The sequence below is a fragment of the Streptococcus caledonicus genome (assembly GCF_042656225.1).
Taxonomy (GTDB): Bacteria; Bacillota; Bacilli; order Lactobacillales; family Streptococcaceae; genus Streptococcus; species Streptococcus caledonicus.
In genome coordinates, this window is record NZ_JBHSOJ010000014.1 from 26,793 (window position 1) to 43,311 (window position 16,519).

Below are 16,519 nucleotides of genomic sequence, written 5' to 3' on the forward strand. Positions count from 1 at the left end.
CGAATGGCACGAACGATGGTGTGAGAGAGCCTAGAGAATAGCCTATACTCGATTTATCTAATCTAAAATGCCTAGTCTGGCATTTTCAATTCCCAAGAAAGTTGAAATAACTTTGGCGGCACCACCATAAAGTGTGGCCATTTCACCTAATTCACTGTTAGAAATGGTAAGATGTTGTGCAAATCTACTAGGGACTTCTGCTTTTAAAACAGCGATTAGTTCGGGATTTTTTTGGAAGATAGAACTATTGATAATGATTAAATTAGGGTCGTAAAGCATGGTTAGATCATTCACACCAATAGATAACTCCCAAATTTTTTTATGAACAATACTTCTCACGACAGGATTGTCATTGTTGAGTTCATCAGTGATTAAGTCAGAATCAACGTTTTGAATATCTGTTTCTGCTGTGAAAAGTTCATAGATTGCTTTATTAGAGGCATATTTTTCTAAACATCCTCGATTGCCACATGGGCAACGGTGCCCGTTAGGGTAAAGAATAGAGTGACCAATTTCACCAGCTTGACCGTGGGAGCCTGTCTGTAATTCACCTTTTTGGATAATACCTGCCCCTATACCTGAGTGGATACTGATGCTAATCATGTTGTCTTGGCTATTTTTTGAAAAAGTATATTCACCCAGAGCAGCTAAGTTAGCTTCGTTTTCCAAATAGATAGGGTATGAAATAAATTTTTCGAGTTCTTCTTTTAAATTGATTTTATCTAAATCATAGGATGGCGTAAACTGTATTTGATCATCAAGAACGATACCATGGATACCGAGGCAAATCCCAACAATCCCATGCGTCGTTTTTGGTAAGGACAGTGTTGTTAGTTTATTGATGACATTTAAAGTGGCAGAGATGACATTTTCTGTGCTTATAGGAGCCTTTTCTTTGACCTGATGTATGGAATGCCCATTGAGATAGGAGAGCATGCCATGAACATAATTACTTCCAATATCTACAGACAGAGCAAGCCCAGCTTGGGGGTTGAATGAAAGATTGATTGGTTTACGTCCACCACTTGTTCCAGCATCTCCAATACTACTTTCGAAAATAAGCTGTCGCTCGATAAGTGCCGATGTAATAGAAGACACGCTGGCTTTATTTAAGCCAGAGTGGTTAGCAATATTCGCACGTGAAATAGGTTGGTAATTGATAATTGTTTTTAAAACGAGAGCTTCATTTTGCTCTCGAATGAGGTATTTATCTGCGATCATAAGCAAAGATCTCCTTAATGTTACTATTAGTTTATACCAAAGCTAAAAAAAAAACAAGATTTTTCAATGAAAGCGCTTGACAAAAATGGCATGAGGCGTTATACTGCTATTGTAAGTTAGTTCATCGAACAAACAAACTAAATTTAAATCATTTTGATAAAAAGGAGAAACTTTATGACTTATTTTCCAAATGTAGAAAAAGTTCAATTTGAAGGACCTAAAACTACAAATCCCTACGCTTTTCGTCATTACAATCCAGAAGAAGTAGTGGAAGGGAAAACCATGCGTGAGCATTTGCGCTTTGCCCTTGCTTATTGGCATACCATGACTCAAGATGGATCTGATCCATTCGGCTATCCAGTGAACCAGCGTACATGGTTTGGTGCTACTCCAATGGAAACTGCTCATAATCGTGTTGATGCTTTCTTTGAAATCCTTGAAAAATTAGATGTTGATTATTTCTGTTTCCACGATATTGACATCGCACCAGCTGGTGACTCTTTGGAAGAATTCTTTGCTAACCTTGATGAAATCACTGATCACATCAAAGTAAAAATGGAAGAAACAGGCAAAAAATTGCTTTGGAACACTGCAAATATGTTCTCACATCCTCGTTTCAATAACGGTGCCGCTTCTTCAAATAACGCAGAAGTCTTTGCTTACGCAGCTGCTCAAGTTAAAAAAGGTCTTGACCTTTCTAAAAAACTTGGTGGTGAAAACTATGTTTTCTGGGGCGGACGTGAAGGTTATGAAACTCTTCTTAACACAGATATGAAATTTGAACAAGATAATATCGCGCGTCTATTTAAAATGGCAGTAGCTTACGGTGAGAAAATTGGTCACAAACCACAATTCCTTATTGAGCCAAAACCAAAAGAACCATCAAAACATCAATACGACTTTGATGCTGCAACAACTATGGCTTTCATTCAAAAACATGGTCTTGAAGGTGACTTCAAACTTAACTTAGAAGCAAACCACGCAACACTTGCAGGTCATACCTTTGAACATGAGCTTAACGTAGCGCGTGATTACGATGCACTTGGTTCAATTGACGCTAACCAAGGTGATGTTCTTCTTGGATGGGATACAGATGAATTCCCGACAAATATCTATGATACAACATTTGCAATGCTTCAAATCCTTGATAATGGTGGTCTAGCACCTGGTGGTATCAATTTTGATGCTAAGGTTCGTCGTTCTTCGCATGAAATGGATGACCTTCTCTTTGCCCACATTGCAGGTATGGATACTTTTGCACGTGGTTTGAAAGCAGCAGCTAAACTTCGTGAAGATCGTTTCTTTGAAGACCTTAAAGAAAAACGCTACGCTTCTTATAAAGAAGGTGTTGGTGCTCGTATTCTTGCTGATCAAGAAGATCTTGAAAGCTTAACTGCATACGCTCTTGAACATGACAATCCTGTTCTTGAATCTAGCCACATTGAATTAGTGAAATCTCAATTGAACGATTATCTTGTTTAATCTTAATTATTAATGCTGAAGGAGCATGTCGTTGTAAGGTCAGCGATATGCTCTTTTTATGAAAAAAGGAGGAACACATGTCTTACGTATTAGGAATTGATCTTGGCACAAGCTCCTTAAAGGGACTCTTGGTTGATCAATCAGGAAAAGTTGTGGCTTCAGCGTCTGCTGATTATGGCTTAATCCATTTACAACCTGGTTATAGCGAACAATATCCCAGTGATTGGGTAGTCGCTTGTGATAAGGTATTTGAAGAATTGGTTGAAACGGTCTCTGATTTTACGACTGGGCTCGAAGGAATTAGCTTTTCTGGTCAAATGCACAGTTTAGTGCTTTTAGATGAAAATAGTGAGGTTTTACGTCCAGCGATTCTTTGGAATGATACACGTACAACGGCTCAATGTCGTACGATTGAAGAAAAACTAGGTGATAAACTTCTTGGAATTACTCGTAACCTTGCATTAGAAGGTTTTACCCTTCCTAAAATTCTTTGGGTTCAAGAAAATGAGCCAGAAGTTTGGTCTAAGGTGCGTCAGCTCATGTTGCCAAAAGATTACTTGGGATTTTATTTAACTGGAAATTATCATACCGATTTATCTGATGCTGCAGGTACTCTTCTTTTAGATGTTGAGAAGGCAGAATGGTCAGAAGAAGTGGCTAATATCTTTGATATCCCGCTCAGCTATTTGCCAAAAGCAGTGGGAGCTTCAGAACAGGTAGGTACTGTGCGTGCTGAGTTGAAAGAACGTTTTGGCTTGCAAAAAGAGGTTACAGTTTTTGCTGGTGGGGCAGATAATGCTTGTGCAGCAGTCGGTGCTGGAATTCTCTCAAGTGAAGTCGGTATGGCAAGTATTGGAACTTCTGGTGTTTTCCTTTCTTATGAAGGAAAAGAGACGCCTGATTATGAAGGAAAATTGCATTTTTTTAATCATGCTCTCAGTGAGAGTTACTACTCTATGGGGGTAACTTTGGCGGCTGGTCATAGCCTTAACTGGTTCCGCGATACCTTTGCAAAAGAGCAGAGCTTCTCAGACTTACTAGCACCAATTAGCCAAATCCCAGCAGGTAGTGATGGCTTGTTGTTTACACCATATATCGTTGGGGAACGTACTCCTCATGTTGACAGCAGTATTCGTGGTAGTTTTATTGGAATTGATACCAGCCATACTTTAGCGCATTTTTCTCGCAGTGTTCTTGAAGGGATTACCTTCTCTTTAAAAGATTCTCAACGTCTCATGTCTGAAGTAGCAGGAAAAACATTTACACGAATCGTTTCCGTTGGTGGAGGCGCTAAAAATAAAGATTGGCTTCAAATGCAGGCAGATATTTTCAATGCGGAAATAGTTGCTTTGACAGCTGAACAAGGTCCAGGCCTCGGTGCAGCCATGCTTGCAGCTCTTGGATGTGGATGGTTTAAAGACATTGAAAGTTGTGCAGAAACCTTTGTGGAGTATACAGAAGCAGTCAAACCAATTCCGGAAAATGTCGCTGTCTATGCTGACGTTTATGAAGATTACAAACGCATTTACCCAAATGTCAAAAAGATAAAATAGGATATTATGAAGGAGGAAGTAGTGACAACTGTTTATAATAGTATGTATTACTTTCTCTTTTTAGTTTTATCATGTAGAAAGGAATAACATCTGAGTAACAACCGTAATAAATTATTTTAATGTGTTAAGCTTATTGATGTTAGATTGGTATAAGAAATTATGGAAAACTTTACATTTTATGCTCCAACCTATTTTGTATTTGGTAAGGAGCAAGAAAAAGAGACTGGAAAATATGTGAAACGCTTTGGTGGTACGAAGGTTTTAATTCATTATGGTGGTGGAAGTGTTATACGCTCAGGTCTTCTCGAGCGGGTCAAACAGTCTTTAGATAAGGAAAACATTGCTTATGTAGAACTCGGTGGTGCTCAACCTAATCCTCGTGATGGTCTTGTTTATCAAGGGATTGACCTTTGCCGTGCTGAAAATGTTGACTTTATTTTAGCTGTCGGTGGAGGCAGTGCAATTGATTCGGCCAAAGCAATTGCTGCTGGTGCAAAATATGATGGCGATTTTTGGGATTTTTATTCTGGAAAAACAGTTGAAAAAGATATGGCTTTGCCCATTGGAACTGTATTAACAATTGCTGCAGCAGGTTCGGAAGGGTCGCCAGACTCTGTTATTACAAAAGAAGATGGCATGTATAAACGTGGTGCCAGTGGTGAAGGGATGCGGCCTGTTTTCTCTATTTTAAATCCAGAACTTACTCAAACCTTACCTCCTTATCACACAGCTGCCGGTATCACAGATATTATGGCTCACCTTCTGGAACGTTATTTTACCAATACAAAAAATGTTGAAGCAATAGACCGTATAATTGAAGGTCATCTTTTAGCGATGATTAATGAAGCACCTAAAGTTATTGCAAATCCTAATGATTATGAGGCGCGTGCTAATATTATGTGGACTGGAATGATGGCCCATAATAATTCTTGTGGTGTAGGTCGCCAACAAGATTGGGCAAGTCATGATATTGAGCATGAATTATCTGCTGAATATGATTGTATTCATGGAGCAGGTCTTGCGGTTGTCTTTCCAAATTGGATGCGCTACACCTACAAACATAATGTCATGCGTTTTGCTCAACTAGCAACAAGAGTTTGGGGATGCCAAATGGATTTTGAAAATCCAGAACGAACAGCTCTCGAAGGTATTGCACGTTACCGACGTTTCCTTACAAGTATAGGCATGCCAGAAACTCTTGCTGAACTTGGTGGAAGAGAAGAAGATATTGAAAAAATGGCTCACCGTGCTGCTTATGGTAATGGTAGAGCAGGGACTATTGGTGGATTTGTGCCACTTGGGGAGAAAGAAATTGCAGAGATATATCGTATGATGTTATAGTCTCAAAACTCCAATCGAAGCTAAGAATTTTAGAGGAAAGTTTTTTGCCAAATTTTTTTAAAAATATAAAGAAAGCGCTTTACAAAAATACAACCAGATGCTATAATTTATTTAGTAAGTTTAACGAACAAACAAATATAAAATTGTATCTTATAAAGGAGGAACTTGATGGAAACACTATTTTCAATGTCAGGAATTTACAAGTCCTTTGGTCCAGTTTCTGTTTTGAAAGATGTGTCCTTTGAAGTTAAAAAAGGAGAAATTCACGCGTTGATGGGTGAAAATGGTGCCGGGAAATCAACACTCATGAATATCCTAAGTGGAGTTATCTCTAAAGATGAAGGAACCATCACCTTTGAAGGCGAGGGAGTTAGCCATTTGACTCCTAAGATTGCAACAGAAATGGGAATTGGATTTGTCCACCAAGAATTCAATTTAGCTGAACATCTAACAGTTGCTGAAAATATTTTCATGGGACGGTTGCCGTATATTAATGAACGATTTGGAATTGTTGATTATAAAAAATTATATGAAGAGACTCAGCGTCTCCTTAACTTAATTGGTGTCAAATTTAAACTAACAGATTTAGTTTATAAATTATCAACAGCTGGTAAACAGTTGGTTGAAATTGCTAAAGCTCTTAGTATGAATGCCAAGGTTATTATCTTTGATGAGCCAACAACATCTCTTTCAGATAAAGATGTTGAGGTCCTATTTATCATTATAAGGGCATTGAAAGATAAGGGAATTTCAAGTGTTTATATTTCCCACCGCATGGAAGAAATCAAAACCTTGTGTGATCGTATTACAATCTTACGAGACGGTCAGTATATCAGTACTGATATGATTTCTGATTTGACTGACGCACAAATTATCCAAAAATTAGTTGGCCGTTCACTGGATAATCTTTACCCAAGTCGCGATAATGCTATTGGTGATTTACTTCTTGAAGTAAATGATCTTTCTGACAAAAATAATTTTGTTAAGAATGTTAGCTTCAATCTACACCGTGGAGAGGTCATCGGTTTTGCGGGTCTAGTCGGCAGTGGTCGTACTGAGATTATGCGCTTGTTATTTGGAGCAGACAAGGGTTATACAGGTAAGATCAGTTTAAAAGGTAAAGAACTATCAATTTCTTCGCCGGTTGACGCTATTGCAAATGGAATCTGTCTCTTACCAGAGGATCGGAAAAATCAAGGAGTTGCTTTAGGGTTGTCTATTAATGAAAATGTTAATATGGCTGGGTATAAGGCAAATATTGTAGATCACAAAGTTTGGCGTAAAACAACAGATAAATTTGTTAAAGATTTGAATATTAAGATTTCTAATATTGAAAATCCGGTTTCTTCATTGTCTGGAGGTAACCAGCAAAAAGTAGTTTTGGCTAAGTGGCTTAATACAGATAGTGATATTTATATTTTTGATGAACCAACAAAAGGTATTGATATCGGTGCTAAAAGTGAAATCTATGGTTTGATTAATCGATTAGCTGCTGAGGGTAAAGGGATTATCATTGTTTCTAGTGAGATTCCAGAAATTATTGGTACCTGCGATCGTATTTATGTTATGCATGAAGGTCGTCTAGGTGGTGAAATTGCTGATAAATCAGCCTTTAGTCAAGAAAAAATTATGGAATATGCAACGCTTGAAGCGAAAGGAAATTAACTATGTTGAAAAATTTTGATCTAAAATCATTCTTTTTGAAACATTCGGTCTATGTGGTGCTAGTCATCTTATTTGCTTACTTCTCAGTAGTTAGTCCGATGTTTTTGAGCCAAGGAAATGTGGGAAACTTCTTTAGACAAATCCCACCTGTAGGGATTTTGACAATTGCCTACACAATGATTCTGATTACAGGTTATGTTGACTTGTCAATTGCTTCAAATGCAGCTTTTGTTGGAACTGCAGCGGTTTATTTATCAACTAAAGGTTTATCACCCTTTATTGTTATTCCAGTAGCTCTTCTGATTGGTATGTTCTTTGGAGCGGTGAATGGTCTCTTGATTAAAACGATGAATTTGCCTGCATTTATTTTGACTTTAGGTACTAACTACGTTATTCGTGGTATCATCATGTTTGTAACTAATGGTATTTATGTAACCGGTACCCCAGATTGGTTTGCTAAATTAGCAGGAACACATATTTTTGGTAAAGTTATCTATAGTAATACATTGATTTTTGTTGTCTTGATAGCAGTGTTTGCTTATGTGATGAAAAATACGCGTTTTGGTCGTAATTGTTATGCAATCGGGTCAAACCCAGAAGTTGCCCGTCTTTCAGGAATTAAAACTGATCGACATGTCATCAAACTCTTTATCATTGAAGGGGCTTTGGCAGCTGTAGCAGGATTGCTTTTGATGAGTAACCTTAATGTTGGTGGTCCAAATGAGGGTCAAGGTCTTGACCTCTTAGCGATGGCAGCACCAATTATGGGTGGTACTCAATTTAGTGGAGGTGTCGGTACAATCGGCGGAGCTATTGTTGGTATCTTCACATTACAAGTGTTTAATAATGGCTTGGCTATTCTAGGTGTTAATGCCTTCATGCAGCAAGCCGTAACAGGGGTTGTCATTGTCTTCTCAATTATTGTGGATTACATCAGAAGAAAATCTGATATGTCAAAATAGCAAAAAATTTTTTAACGAGGTGTTAAAATGAAAAAATTTCTTAAATTAGCTACGGCTCTTATTGCAACTTTGCTTGTTTTGGTCGCATGCGCTAGCGGTGGAGGAAGCAAGTCTTCTTCTAATGGTGGGGATGCTAAAAAGACTCTGTACTTTATCCCAATCGTGGATATTGGTGCTTACTGGAATCCAATGCGTCTAGGTGCTGAAGAAACTGCTGAAAAACTTGGATATGAATTGATTGTTAAAACTTCACCACCAGCAGAAGCACAAAAAAATGAAAAACACATTGGTTTCATTAACGAAGCTGTAAGTAACGGTGCAGCAGGTATTGCTATCGCTCCAATTGAAGCAACCATGTTCAAAAACCCAATTAAACAAGCAGGAGATGCAGGCATTCCAGTTATCACATTTGATGCTGACTTAGAAAATCCTGAGGATCGTGTTTCTTATGTTGGTACAGATAACGAACTTGCAGGAGCTGAACTTGGACGTCGTGCTGCTGAACGTTTGATTGCTGATGGAATCACAGCTGGTTCAATTTCTATCGTCTGTGTTGACCGTGCTCAACCAACTATGATTGCTCGTGAAAAAGGTCTAAAAGCTGGTTTTGAAGAAGTAATGGGTGATAAAACTAAGAACTTCAAGTTCTTGGAAACTATCCAAGATAAAGACCAAGCTGCTGTTTCAAAAGAACAATTAGAAGGTCAAATCACTGCTAATAAGGATCTTGTTCTTGTCTTCTCACTTGGTTCAGAAGGACCAGACGTTGGTGTTATGGAAGCTCTTGCTTCACAAAACAAAGCTGGTAAAATCCTTCACTTTGGTTTTGACTACACACCAACTTGGGAAAAAGGTATTGAAGATGGCCGTATCACTGGTATCGTTGACCAAGATGCTTACAATATCGGTGTACAAGTTATCGAAAATCTAGTTAAATCAATTGATGGTAAAAAAATTGATAAAAATATCCCAATTGATGTTAAATTTGTTGAGGCTAAAGATATCGTAGAATACGGTAAACAAAAAGCAGAGCAAAAAACAACGACAACAGAATAAGATGTTAGTAACATGACCCCCTAAATAAAAATGACTAGACAATATTAGGGTCTAGTCATTTTTTAATCAAGGGGAGGCAGTTGGTAACTGTTGTTGAGATTTTAGTAATAGTCATAGAAAAGGTAATGTATGACAAAATTATTCAAATGGGGCTTTATTGGCTGTGGTGGTATTGCTGAAAGTGTCGCAAAAGAACTTAAACAGTCGGATAAACACCAAATTGTAGCACTTTGGAATAGAACTTTGTCAAGAGCTGAGCGTTTTTCAGAACGTTTTGGAGGCAAGGTATATGAACATGTTACGGATCTTCTTAATGATTCTAATGTTGATGGAGTTTATATTGCAGTTACAGCTGATCGTCACGCTGAATTTATGAAGCTCTGCATTGCCCATAAAAAAACAGTACTTTGTGAAAAGCCATTTACGGTTAATGCGAAAGAAGCTCAAGAAGTGATAGAGTATGCTCGTCAAGAAGGAGTCTATGTTTCTGAAGCCATGTGGACATGGCATAATGATGTGGCTAAACAAGTCAAGGATTGGATAAAAGAAGATCGTTTTGGACAAGTTCAAGATGTAGAGGTTTCTTATTCTCTTCCTATGATTTGGAATTATGGGAACCCACGCTTAACTTCAATTGAATTAATTGGTGGAGCGGTTATGGATATTGGAGTTTACTCTCTTCGCTATTGTTATGAGCTATTTGGGTATCCTCAAAACATCACCTGTACAGGAGAGCTGAAAGACGGTGTTGATTTAAATGAGGAAATCATTCTTGATTATGGCGATTTCAAAGCTAGATTGTATGTTGGTATTAATGGTTCACGTGGAGAACATTTTCTACTTTTTGGAGAAAATGGAACACTTCATATCAAAGATTTTCACATGGCAAAAAGTGCCAGTGTCTTTGGAAAAGAAAAGGAAATTTATCAAGCAGAACATCAGTTATTATTCTTAAGACAAGCTGATATCGTTACTGATGAGATCTTATCTGGTCAGCTAGAGAGTGAAATCAGTCTTGGAAGTACACTAGATGTTATGAATATGTTAGATGATTGTCGACGACAATTGGGAGTTATCTATCTTTCTGAAAAAGAAAAGGAGACAAAATGAAATATTACGTTAATCAACAAGCGCCACGTAGTGGGCAAGGAACGAAAGAGTATCCTTTCAAATCAATTCAAGAAGCAGCTAATTTAGCTAAACCAGGTGACGAAGTCTTAGTCTATCCTGGGGTTTATCGTGAAAATGTTAATCCGGTTAATGGTGGTACAGCAGATGCAAGAATCACCTATACGTCTGTAGAAAAAGAAGCAGCCATTATCACAGGGGCAGAATCCGTAAAAACTTGGGAGCCGTATGATGGTAATGTGTGGGTAGCACGCATTTCTAATGGTCTTTTTGGTGACTTTAATCCCTATGTTGAACGTGTCTATGGTGACTGGTTTGTACAAACAATTTTAGCGCACTTAGGGGACGTTTTCTTAAATGATAAATCACTTTATGAAGTTGAAACTCTTGACGATGTTTTATCCCCAGTGATTAAGTTAGAATCATGGGATTCAGATTTTTCAATTTACACTTGGTATACGGAGCAAGATGAAACAGCTGATGAGACTATTATCTATGCTAACTTCCAGGGATTGAATCCAAATGAGGAAAATGTTGAAATCAGTGTCCGTAAGAATTGTTTTTATCCAGTGGAAGAAGGTCGTGGTTATATTACTGTGTCAGGCTTTACCATCTGTAAGGCCGCTGTTCAATGGGCTCCACCGACTGCTCTTCAAGAAGGGATGATTGGTCCACACTGGTCTAAGGGCTGGATTATTGAAGATTGTGATATCTACGAGGCAAAATGTAGCGGAATCTCACTTGGTAAGTATTATCAACCTGAAAATGATAATAAGTGGAGTAAGTGGAAATATAAAGATGGTACTCAGACAGAACGTGAAGTTATCTTACAAGCTCAACGTGAAGGATGGACGAAAGAACGCATTGGTTCACATATTATCCGTCGTAATAACATCCACGACTGTGGACAAACAGGTATTGTGGGTCATCTAGGCTGTGTCTTCTCAATCATTGAAGACAATCATATTCACCATATTAATAACAAACAAAATCTTGCTGGTGCCGAAATCGGTGGGATTAAATTGCATGCGGCGATCGATGCACAAATTCGTCGAAACCATATCCATCATTGTAGTCGAGGTCTTTGGTTAGACTGGCAAGCTCAAGGAACTCGTGTTAGTCAGAACCTTTTTCATGATAATACTATTCCAAAAGAATTTAAAGGAGACAGAGTAGCGTTATCGGTGTCGGTTGTTGTAGGTGAAGATGTTTTTCTGGAAGTTTCTCATGGTCCAACACTTTTAGATAATAATCTGTTCCTATCTGAAAGGTCAGTAAAAATGGCTACCCAAGGTGTTGCGTTAGTACATAATATTGTTGCAGGTGGTTTTGTAGCTGTTGGGGTTGGTACTAATAATGGTGCGAAAGGTATTAGTAGTCCTCGCTACACACCATATCATGTGCCCCACCAAACAGAAGTGGCTGGCTTCATGACTTTCTTGCATGGTGACGATCGTTTCTACAACAACATTTTCATTCAACAAGACCTTCGTCCTGAAATGGTTGAAATTATGAAAAAATCTAAGGCTGAAAAAAATGATTGGGACGATAATAATGTTGAGACTGGAACCTTCCCATTTGATTCTTACCCAACCTTTGAAGAGTGGGATAAGGAATTTGAAGGCTATTGTGGAATGGGCTCTGCGCCAAGTGATCGTTATTACAATCCGCTTCCTGTATGGACAGGTGGTAACATCTTTATGAATGGCGCGAAACCATCAACTAAAGAAGTTAACTATGCAGAAAACACCACAGATAAAGTGTCTATTTCCGTTGTTGAAAAAGCAGATGGCTGGTACTTAGAGACCAATCTCTATGATGTTTTACCTGAACTTAAAACAGGAATCATCAGTACAGAAACTCTAGGCATGGCCTTTGAACCAGAACAAAAATTTGAAAATCCAGACGGTTCACCAATTGTCTTCGATACAGATTATTTTGATAATCGCCATAGTCTAGTGCCGTTAGCTGGACCATTTGTAGATAAATTCAGTGGTCTACAAAAACTTATTTCTAAGATTAACTAATAGATAACATAGAGATTCAACTATTTAAGCTTCTGTATGATTTATTATTGGTTGATAAAAAGATCAAACGTTATAGATTCGATCTAACCAATATTTTCAATATACTTAAAACTAGAGGTAGTAATATATGTTAATCAAAAAATTTAATTTAGATAATAAACGAGATAATGTGGATTTAACATCTTATATTTTAGAAGATTCACCAGAGCTCTTGAATGGGAAAAAAAGACCAGCGATCATTATTTGTCCTGGTGGGGCTTACATTAATTGTTCTGATCGTGAAGGAGAGATTGTCGCCCTTAGATTTGCAGCTATGGGCTACCACGCATTTGTATTAAGGTATCATGTTCTTTTAGATGATAAAGAAGACTATAATAGTATTTTTTCGGATTCTATTAATTTTAAGGATGATACTATTTTTCCTACTCCTATGTTGGATATCGCTAATGCCTTCTCTATTATTCATGAGCATGCTGACGATTGGCTAGTTGATACAGATAAATTAATTTTATGTGGATTCTCTGCAGGCGGAAATAATGTTACGAATTATGGTGTTTATTGGAATAAGCCAATCATAACTAATAGTTTTGATATAGAAAGAACACGTCCTGCTGCTATTATAGTTGGTTATCCCTTGACAGATTATTTTGTACATCAAGAATTTGTGAAAAGTCAGGATAAATCAGGAACAAGATTTTTTGAAATCTCAAATCGTACATTTTTGGGAAATGAAAATCCGACTGAGGAGCAATTGCTGAGTGTTAGCAGTGCTAAATTAATTGATGACTCTACGCCTCCAATGTTTATTTGGACAACTACTAGTGATCAATTGGTTAATGTAAATCAATCTACAATTTTAGCGACGGCTTTAGCAAATAAGGGTATTCCGTTTGAATTACATGTATTTGAAGATGGTCCGCATGGTTTATCTCTTGCTACACAGGCGACAGCTCCAAGTATAGTCGAAGTAGATGATACCGTACGTATTTGGATCGATTTAGCTGAAAAATGGTTATCTAAGCGATTTATGCTACCACTGGAAAAGCAGAGTCCTTGGAATTAGTTTGTATGTGTTGATTTATTTAAACTGTAGGAGTGAGACAGAAAAGGTGTTTTCACATTCTTACTGTATAGACTAGCTTATTAGGAGACTGAAATAATGGATCAGAAAATCATGGAAATTGTAAGAGAATTAAATTATGAATTCTTACAAAATGATATTTTAAATAAGATTGAAAATTTTTCAAAATTAAATAAATTTGCTGAAACAGGGCAAGTTGTCTTCTTAGGTGATTCAATCACAGAAGGATTTCCTATTGAAGAGATGCTTAAGAGTTCAAAAATTTTGTATAAACGTGGAATTAGTGGAATCAGATCTGATACAGTTTTAGAGCATTTTGATGAAATTATGGGCGGTTTAAAAGCAGGTGAGGTGTTTATATTATTAGGTACTAACGATTTGGCTCATAATCGTAGTACTGATAGTATTGTTGAGACACTTACTAATATTTGCGATAGACTTAAATTAGAGAATCCCGCCACAGAAATTCATATTATTAGTATCTATCCTGTTATTGAAGGATATACTGATATGGTTGATATTAGACAAAATAAAGATATTATTACTATTAATTCTCAACTAGAGGTATTGGCTGAGACGGACAGTAAAGTACATTATTATGATATTTATCCTCTGCTTTTAGATGACAAAGGACAGCTGGAAAAAAATTATACAAAAGATGGTTTGCATTTAACTATTGAAGGTTATCAGAAAGTGTGTGAAGTATTGCAAGAAGCATTGGTGTAAGTGTAGTATATTTTTAGATGTAGTTGAAAACCGAATTCTATTCAGAAAGACTAGAAGTAGTTAAAAGATATCATCAATAATGCTATTTTAATAATAACTCTAATATAGAGGAGACAAAATGAAATATTACGTTAATCAACAAGCGCCACGTAGTGGGCAAGGGACAAAGGAGTATCCTTTCAAATCTATTCAAGAAGCAGCTAATTTAGCTAAACCAGGTGACGAAGTCTTAGTCTATCCTGGGGTTTACCGTGAAAATGTTAATCCGGTTAATGGTGGCACAGCAGATGCACGGATTACCTATACATCTGTTGAAAAAGAAGCAGCTATTATCACAGGAGCGGAATCTGTTAAAACTTGGGAACAGTATGATGGTAATGTGTGGGTAGCACGCATTTCTAACGGCTTTTTTGGTGATTTTAATCCTTATATCGAACGTGTCTATGGTGACTGGTTTGTACAGACGATGGTCGCTCATCTAGGAGATGTTTTCCTTAATGATAAATCACTTTATGAAGTGTTGAGTTTGGAAAAAGTTCTTAAACCTGAAGTTTATGAAGAATCATGGGATCCAGAATTTACAGTGTATACTTGGTATACGGAGCAAGATGAAACAGCTGATGAGACTATTATCTATGCTAACTTTCAAGGCTTGAATCCAAATGAGGAAAATGTGGAAATCAGTGTTCGTAAGAATTGTTTCTATCCAGTAGAAGAAGGTCGCGGTTATATTACCGTGTCAGGATTCACCATCTGTAAGGCTGCTGTTCAATGGGCTCCACCAACAGCTCTTCAAGAAGGGATGATTGGTCCACACTGGTCTAAAGGCTGGATTATTGAAGATTGTGATATCTACGAAGCAAAATGTAGTGGAATCTCACTTGGTAAGTATTATCAACCTGAAAATGATAATAAATGGAGCAAGTGGAAATACAAAGACGGTACTCAGACAGAACGTGATGCTATTTTACAGGCTCAACGTGAAGGATGGACGAAAGAACGCATTGGTTCACATATTATCCGTCGTAATAATATCCACGACTGTGGACAAACAGGTATTGTGGGTCATTTAGGCTGTGTCTTCTCTATCATTGAGGATAATCATATTCACCATATTAACAACAAGAAAAATCTTGATGGAGCTGAAATTGGTGGGATTAAATTACATGCGGCTATTGATGCACAAATTCGTCGAAACCATATCCATCATTGTACGCGTGGCCTTTGGTTAGACTGGCAGGTGCAAGGAACTCGTGTTAGTCAGAATCTTTTCCACGATAATAGTATTCCTCGTGTTGTTGATGCGGAAGCTTTGAAATCATCAGCAGCCATTTCTATGGGTGAAGATGTCTTTATCGAGGTGTCTCACGGTCCATCATTGCTAGATAATAATATTTTCCTTACAGATCGTGCGGTTAAAATTGCAGGGCAAGGTGTTGCTATGGTACATAATATTGTGGCAGGTGGTCTCCTTGCGGTTGGTAAAGGAACTAACAATGGTGCTAAAACTTTGATGAGTCCTCGTTACACACCATATCATGTGCCTCATCAAACTGAAGTGGCTGGTTTCATGACCTTCCTGCATGGTGACGATCGTTTCTACAACAATATTTTCATCCAACAAGATCTTCGTCCTGAAATGGTTGAAATCATGAATTATCTTAAAGAAATGAATGATGATTGGGATGATAATAACCTTGAAGCGGGAACTTTCCCATTCAGTTCATATCCAACCTTTGAAGAATGGGATAAGGAATTTGAAGGTTATTGTGGAATGGGTTCTGCACCAAGTGATCGTTATTACAATCCGCTTCCAGTATGGACAGGTGGTAATATCTTCATGAATGGCGCAAAACCATCAGCTAAAGAAGTTAACTATGCGGAAAATACCACAGATAAAGTGTCTATTTCTGTTGTTGAAAAAGCAGATGGCTGGTACTTAGAAACCAACCTTTATGATGTATTACCTGAACTTAAAACAGGGGTTATCAGTACCGAAACACTAGGCATGGCCTTTGAACCAGAACAAAAATTTGAAAATCCAGATGGTTCACCAATTGTCTTCGATACAGATTATTTTGATAATCGCCATAGCCTAGTACCGTTAGCTGGACCATTTATTAATAAAGTAGTGGCATTGGAAAAATTAGCTAATAAGTAAAATTACCTTAAACTAGGGAGAACTGGCTGAGCAAAATCAGCCAATTTCTTTAGAAAGACACGTGATAAAACTCACAAAAAATAAAAAGGAAGACAAACATGACAGATTTTAATGCA

General features: G+C 37.5%; 12 protein-coding genes. 11 read left to right on the forward strand and 1 reads right to left on the reverse strand.

What is annotated here, in order from left to right; genetic code table 11:
* Nucleotides 1-57 precede the first annotated feature (57 nt).
* On the reverse strand, nucleotides 58-1,221 hold the full coding sequence (locus ACFPQ3_RS01750) for an ROK family protein (RefSeq protein ID WP_156806612.1): 1,164 nt from the start codon (nucleotides 1,219-1,221) through the stop codon (nucleotides 58-60).
* 174 nt (nucleotides 1,222-1,395) lie between these two features.
* On the opposite strand from ACFPQ3_RS01750, the gene xylA reads away from it, so the two are divergent.
* The 11 genes from xylA to ACFPQ3_RS01805 all read left to right on the forward strand — a co-directional run bounded on the left by xylA (nucleotide 1,396) and on the right by ACFPQ3_RS01805 (nucleotide 16,403).
* On the forward strand, nucleotides 1,396-2,703 hold the full coding sequence (gene xylA / locus ACFPQ3_RS01755; protein WP_156806613.1) for a xylose isomerase: 1,308 nt from the start codon (nucleotides 1,396-1,398) through the stop codon (nucleotides 2,701-2,703).
* Between the two features lie 77 nt (nucleotides 2,704-2,780).
* Entirely contained in the window at nucleotides 2,781-4,256 is a 1,476-nt protein-coding gene (xylB, locus tag ACFPQ3_RS01760; RefSeq protein ID WP_156806614.1) for a xylulokinase, read from the forward strand.
* A 159-nt stretch (nucleotides 4,257-4,415) separates the two neighbouring features.
* Nucleotides 4,416-5,597: an iron-containing alcohol dehydrogenase gene (locus ACFPQ3_RS01765; RefSeq protein WP_156806615.1), complete on the forward strand. Its 1,182-nt coding sequence runs from the start codon at nucleotides 4,416-4,418 to the stop codon at nucleotides 5,595-5,597.
* Between the two features lie 168 nt (nucleotides 5,598-5,765).
* Nucleotides 5,766-7,262: a sugar ABC transporter ATP-binding protein gene (locus tag ACFPQ3_RS01770; protein WP_156806616.1), complete on the forward strand. Its 1,497-nt coding sequence runs from the start codon at nucleotides 5,766-5,768 to the stop codon at nucleotides 7,260-7,262.
* A 2-nt stretch (nucleotides 7,263-7,264) separates the two neighbouring features.
* Nucleotides 7,265-8,224, forward strand: a complete 960-nt coding sequence (locus tag ACFPQ3_RS01775) for an ABC transporter permease (RefSeq protein WP_156806617.1) — start codon at nucleotides 7,265-7,267, stop codon at nucleotides 8,222-8,224.
* A gap of 27 nt (nucleotides 8,225-8,251) precedes the next feature.
* Complete coding sequence (locus ACFPQ3_RS01780) at nucleotides 8,252-9,280, forward strand: sugar ABC transporter substrate-binding protein (protein ID WP_156806618.1); 1,029 nt, start codon at nucleotides 8,252-8,254, stop codon at nucleotides 9,278-9,280.
* A 129-nt stretch (nucleotides 9,281-9,409) separates the two neighbouring features.
* Complete coding sequence (locus ACFPQ3_RS01785; RefSeq protein WP_156806619.1) at nucleotides 9,410-10,390, forward strand: Gfo/Idh/MocA family protein; 981 nt, start codon at nucleotides 9,410-9,412, stop codon at nucleotides 10,388-10,390.
* Entirely contained in the window at nucleotides 10,387-12,435 is a 2,049-nt protein-coding gene (locus ACFPQ3_RS01790) for a right-handed parallel beta-helix repeat-containing protein (RefSeq protein WP_156806620.1), read from the forward strand. Before ACFPQ3_RS01785 ends, ACFPQ3_RS01790 begins: the two co-directional genes overlap by 4 nt.
* A gap of 127 nt (nucleotides 12,436-12,562) precedes the next feature.
* Nucleotides 12,563-13,498, forward strand: a complete 936-nt coding sequence (locus ACFPQ3_RS01795) for an alpha/beta hydrolase (protein WP_156806621.1) — start codon at nucleotides 12,563-12,565, stop codon at nucleotides 13,496-13,498.
* 96 nt (nucleotides 13,499-13,594) lie between these two features.
* A complete protein-coding gene (locus tag ACFPQ3_RS01800) occupies nucleotides 13,595-14,242 on the forward strand; it encodes a GDSL-type esterase/lipase family protein (RefSeq protein WP_156806622.1) in 648 nt (215 codons plus the stop codon).
* Nucleotides 14,243-14,360: 118 nt separating this feature from the next.
* Nucleotides 14,361-16,403 (forward strand): right-handed parallel beta-helix repeat-containing protein, encoded by a 2,043-nt coding sequence (locus tag ACFPQ3_RS01805; RefSeq protein ID WP_156806623.1) that lies wholly within the window; start codon nucleotides 14,361-14,363, stop codon nucleotides 16,401-16,403.
* Nucleotides 16,404-16,519 lie beyond the last annotated feature (116 nt).